General features: G+C 70.0%; 4 protein-coding genes. 2 read left to right on the top strand and 2 right to left on the bottom strand.

The window, feature by feature from the left end; translation table 11 throughout:
• Window positions 1–25 precede the first annotated feature (25 nt).
• Complete coding sequence (locus tag FNH04_RS40790; protein ID WP_152791233.1) at window positions 26–1,030, bottom strand: C-terminal binding protein; 1,005 nt, start codon at window positions 1,028–1,030, stop codon at window positions 26–28.
• Between the two features lie 940 nt (window positions 1,031–1,970).
• Window positions 1,971–2,750 carry a fumarylacetoacetate hydrolase family protein gene (locus FNH04_RS40785; RefSeq protein ID WP_322725320.1) on the bottom strand — a complete coding sequence of 260 codons (780 nt, stop codon included), beginning with the start codon at window positions 2,748–2,750 and terminating at the stop codon, window positions 1,971–1,973.
• 196 nt (window positions 2,751–2,946) lie between these two features.
• On the opposite strand from FNH04_RS40785, the gene FNH04_RS40780 reads away from it, so the two are divergent.
• Complete coding sequence (locus FNH04_RS40780; protein WP_322725319.1) at window positions 2,947–3,981, top strand: LacI family DNA-binding transcriptional regulator; 1,035 nt, start codon at window positions 2,947–2,949, stop codon at window positions 3,979–3,981.
• A 352-nt stretch (window positions 3,982–4,333) separates the two neighbouring features.
• Window positions 4,334–5,193 (top strand): LysR substrate-binding domain-containing protein (locus FNH04_RS40775; RefSeq protein ID WP_322725318.1); only part of this gene is annotated, 860 nt, incomplete at its 3' end.

Raw genomic sequence — 5,193 nt, 5'->3', positions numbered from 1 at the left:
CGTCAGATTCGTATAAGGGCCGGGCTCATCGCCGTGCCCCTGACGCGGCATCGGCGCCACGGGGGCTGTTGCAGGCGTGTGCCGGTGGCTCGCCCGCCAGCACCCGGACGACCTCCTCGGCGGCGCGGCGGCGCAGCTCCGTGACCGAGGCGTCGGAGGAGAAGGCCACGTGCGGGGTGAGGATCGCGCCGGGCTGGGCCGACAGTTGGGCGGGGACGTGCGGTTCGGTCTCCAGGACGTCGAGGGCGGCTCCGTGCAGGTGTCCGCTGTCGAGCGCCTTGATCACCGCGTCGGTGTCCACCAGGCCGCCTCTGCTGACGTTGACCAGGAGGCCGCCCCGTGGCATCAGCGCGAGCTGCTCGGCGCCGATGATGTGGTGCGTGCCGGGTGTGAGCGGCACATGGAGGATCACCACGTCACTGCGGCGCAGCAGGTCCTCCAGGCCCACCATCTCCACTCCGGGGGTGTCCTTCGGCGGGTGCGGGTCGTGGGCCAGGATCCGGCAGCCGAACGCGCCGAGCCTGCGCGCGGTGGCGCGCCCGATGCGCCCGTATCCGACGACGCCGCACGTCAGCGTCGACAGCCGGCGCAGCCGGGCCCCGGCGGGGTCCCAGCGTCCCGCGCGGACCTCCCGGTCGTAGGCGGCCAGTCCCCGTGTCCAGGCCAGCACCATGCCCACGGCGTGGTCCGCGACCTCCTCGACGCAGTAGTCCGGCACATTGGTGACCCACACGCCCCGCTCGGTGGCGGTGCCCACGGCGATGTTGTCGAGGCCGACCCCGAGCCTGGCCACGATCCGCAGATCCGGCGAGGTGCCGATCGCGTCGGCCGAGACGGGCGCCCAGCAGGTGAGGATCCCGGCGGGCCGGTACTTCGCGACCAGCTCCTCGACGGCCTCCGCGGAGGCCGGCTCGGCGGGGCCGGTCACGAGGGTGAGACCCGCGCCCTCGATCACCGATCGTTCGACCGTGTCGTCGGGCCAGGCATAGTCGGTGAGCAGCACGGTGCCCGGGCGGCTCGATGGTGTCATGGCAGGTCGTCCTCGCAGAATCGTGCCGCTCACGGCGGACGTGACCGGATTCTCGCCGGTCACGTTCTGTCGGCGGTTCACTGGGTTTGCATCGGATGTCCCGCGTCCGTCGACTCGTGGTCGGAGCGGAGGACGGCACAGTACGCCCCTGGCACCGGTCACAGGGTGCCGGGGGCCCTTCGAATCACTTTGTCACAGCTGGTGCTAACGATAGCACTGGACTCGCTCGGCACGTCAAGGGCCGGAGTTCCGCGAGGGCGCCGAAGCGCGGCCCGCAAACTTCTTCCGGAAATTGCCGTTGACGCGCCCCGCGCAAGGGACCGCGCCGAAGACACCTACGGCCGCGCAGGAAATACGCCGCCCGCCTCTTGACGCGCCAGGGACTTCCCCTCATGGTTTCCGCGAGCCCATGACCGTGTGGCCCGACAAGTGCCCACACGAGTCCGGTCGCCGATGACGCCATGACCACGGACGTCCCGGACGTCCATTTCACGGCTGGAATCAGAAGCACGCGTTCGACCGTGCGGCAGCCGACACCTCCGCCATGCGACGACATCACCGCGGTCGCCGACCCGAGACCGCATTCCACTCACCGTTTCTTTCCACCGCACGCCACCCGTACGGCGACGGATCCGCCACGGCCCGCCGTGATCCTTTCCCTCGGGAGCCGCCGCGCGCCAGGCAACACAATCGGGTCTGCGCTTCGCCTCTCCGGTGGAGGCTTTCGGCCGGCGGCAGGCGGGTCTGCTCCAGGTGGCGATCCTCCCCCTGGCGGGCGTCCTCGCCCTGGCCTTCGTCCGGACCTCGATGTTCGACAACACGGTCCGCCGGCGGCGCAGCCTCCGGGCCGGCTCGCGACGACGAGCGCGACGTACACGACGGCCACTGGCCTTGACCGACTCGTTGAGGGTTTCGGTCAAGGCCAGTGGTGTTCAGGGGGTCAGCCGCGTTCGGCGACGACGGTGTTGCGCAGGACGCCGATGCCCTCGATCTCGACCTCGACCTCGTCTCCGGGGCGGATGGGCCCCACCCCTGAAGGGGTGCCCGTCATGATCGCGTCGCCCGGGAGAAGCGTGAGGTAGCGGCTCAGATAGCTGACGAGGTCGGGCACGGTGAGCAGCAGGTCGGCGGTGCTCGCCGACTGCATGACCGTCCCGTTCACCCGTGTCGTCAGCGACAGCCGCGACGGATCGAGCTCCGTCACGATGGCGGGACCGAGGGGCGCGAACGTGTCCTGGCCCTTCCCGATCAGCAGCGCGCCGAACGCGCTTTCCCTGCGCTGGATGACACGGTCACTGACGTCATTTCCGCACGTATAGCCAAGGATGTACTCATGGGCGTCGGCGGCCTTCACATGGCGGGCCTCCTTTCCGATGACGACCACCAACTCGCCTTCGAAATGGATGAGTTCACCATCAGCCGGATAGACGATGGCATCGTCCGGCCCGATCACCGCCGTACTCGGCTTCATGAAGACGACGGGAACTTCCGGAACCTCACGGTCGGTCTCGTCGACATGTGAGGCGTAGTTGTAGGCGAACCCGAAGATCCGGGGCCGCTCCAACGGCGGCAGAATCGCCACCTCGGCGACCCCGTCGAGATGACCCGTGGGGAACAGCCCGGTGAAGGGATCGCCCTCACACCGTGCGATTCCGGCGCCATCGTCCACCAGCTCTCCGTAATGACACACACCACCGCGGGAATATCTGACGATCCGCACGGACACCTCCGCGAACCAAGGCAGCCGCAGCCGACTGCATGACCTCAAACAGCAATGCTAACGTTAGCACAGAGCCGCGTACCGACTCCCGGCCCGGCGACATCGACCACGCAGCGCGACGACGATGCTATCGTTGGCATACGGAACGTGACGGCACAGCACGACACGGCACCAGCCACCCGAGGGGGCCCACCACGTGATCACCACCAAGGACATCGCCGAGCGCCTCGGGATCTCCGTCTCGACGGTCGGCCGTGCGCTCGCCGACGATCCCCGTATCAGCGAGGAGACCAAGTTCCGGGTCCGCCAGGCAGCGTCGGAGATGGGGTACGTCGGCAATCGCGCGGCGCGGATGATGCGCGGAGCGTCGAGCAACGTGGTCGGGCTGGTGATCCCGGACATCCGCAACAGCTTCTACTCGACCATCGCGCACGAACTGTCCAAGAACATGGAGGCACAGGGCTTCCAGCTCATGCTCTCCGAGACCGACGACGACCGGGCGGTGGAGCTCCGCCATCTGCGGGAGCTGTCCGCGAACCGCGTGGCGGGCGTCATCATCGTTCCCACCGCGCGCCCGCACACCGAGTCCGTCAAGCTACTGCGCGCGCTCCCGCACCTGCAGCTGCTGCGCAAGCACCCCTCGCTCGGCTCCCAGTGGTTCGGCGTGGACGACCACGAGGCACTGCGGCAGGCCACGGCCCACCTGGTGGCACAGGGCCACACCCGCCTCGGCTACCTGGGCGGCCCCGTCGAACTGCCCACGGGCGCGGAGCGCCTGAAGGGATTCCAGGACGCCCTGCGCGAGGCCGGTCTCCCGGACGAGGCCGGACACGCCGAACTGGGCCCCCCGTCCTCCGTCGAGTACGGCCGTGAGGCGGTGCGCCGGCTGCTCGATGGCCCGCGGGCACCCACCGCGCTCGTGCTCGGATCGGTCCAGCTCACCCTGGGCGTCCTGGAGGAGCTGTCCCAGGAGGGCGTGAAGGTGCCCGAGGAGCTGTCCGTGGTGGGGTTCGGCGACGAGCCCGGGTTCTCCTGGTGGGGTCCGGGTCTCACCACGATCGGCCTCCCGATCCAGGAGATGGCGACCGGCTGCGCGCTCTGGATGATGCGGCGGCTCACACAGAAGCCGAGCAATGACGGCCCGTACACCTCGGTCTCACCGGGATCGCTGGTCGTACGCGGCAGCACGGCGGCGCCGTCCGGCGGTACCTCCCCGGATCGCTCCGGCTGAGGGTCGGGACAGGCGCAACGGGTGTGTACGCCGGGGTCGGTACGGGTGTGCACGCCGAGGTGCCCGGAGCGGCTCCCGTTCCGGGCACCTCGGCGTACGACGTCAAGGAGCCGTGGTGCGCAGCCGGCGCATCACGGGGTGGGCGCTCCGGTTCTTCCGGCTTCTTCCGACATGTGCTCGGCCGCGGCCTCATGGATCCCACCGGCCCGGAACGCGCCGTCATGGTCGAGCAGGTCGGCAAGGCGGTGCTCCACACATGCCCTGACGCCGCCGCGGGGGGTGTTCTTCTCACCGAGGCCGCACTCACGGCCGGTGCTATCGTCAGCACCGAGACAGCAGAACGGAGGGGCCGGTGGAACTGCGCTGGCTGGAATCGTTCGTCACCGTCGCGGAGGAACTGCATTTCGCGCGGGCGGCGGACCGTCTGCATCTCGCTCCGTCTGCGCTCAGTGCCCAGGTCAGGGCGCTGGAGTCGCACCTCGGTGTCCGGCTGATCGACCGTGGACGGCGCACGAGGCCGGCGCTGACCGGTGCGGGGCGGCTGTTCCTGGAGGAGGCGCGTCAGACCCTTGCCCAGGCCGCGCGGGCCGAGGCCGTGGGGCGGCAGGCGGGACGTGGGGAGCTCGGGCACGCCGAGATCGCCTACGTGGCTTCGGCGGCCTTCTCCGGTGTGCTCACCGATGTCCTCACCCGCTGCGCCGCCCCCGGTACCCAGCTGACGGTGCAGGTGCGCGAGCTGGAGACGCCGGCCCAGTTGGAGGCGCTGGCCTGCGGGGACATCGACGTGGGGTTTCTGCGGTGGCGGCCGGAGTATCCGCCCGGGGTGACGGCCACCTGCCTGCTCGGCGAAGAGGTGGTGCTGGCGTTGCCGACGGGTTCGCCGCTGGCGGAGTGTGAGGCGGTGCCGGCGGCGGAGTTGCGCCACGAGCGGTTCGTGGCACCGCACTTCGACGAGGAGTACGGCTGCCGGGACCAGATCCTGGAGGTGGCTGAGCGAGGGGGGTTCACTCCGCAGTGTGCTCCGCCGGTGCGGGACTTCATCGCCGCCCTCACTCTGGTGGGCGGGGGACTTGCGGTGGCTCTGGTGCCGGATTCGCTGCGGCGGGTGCGGATTCCGGGGGTGACCTATCGTTCGCTGGCGGATGTGCGGCTGGTCACGCGGCTGGTCGGGGCGTACCGGAAGGGCGAGGCTTCGCCTGCGGTGCGCGGGGT

It is taken from the genome of Streptomyces phyllanthi (assembly GCF_009377205.1).
Lineage (GTDB): Bacteria > Actinomycetota > Actinomycetes > Streptomycetales > Streptomycetaceae > Streptomyces > Streptomyces phyllanthi.
The sequence above is the reverse complement of the archived record's forward strand: the minus strand, read 5'-3'. Positions and strand labels throughout refer to the sequence as shown.

Coding starts and splice junctions, on each gene's coding strand:
- FNH04_RS40790 (WP_152791233.1), bottom strand. CDS start 1,030: ATGACACCATCGAGCCGCCCGGGCACCGTGCTGCTCACCGACTATGCC.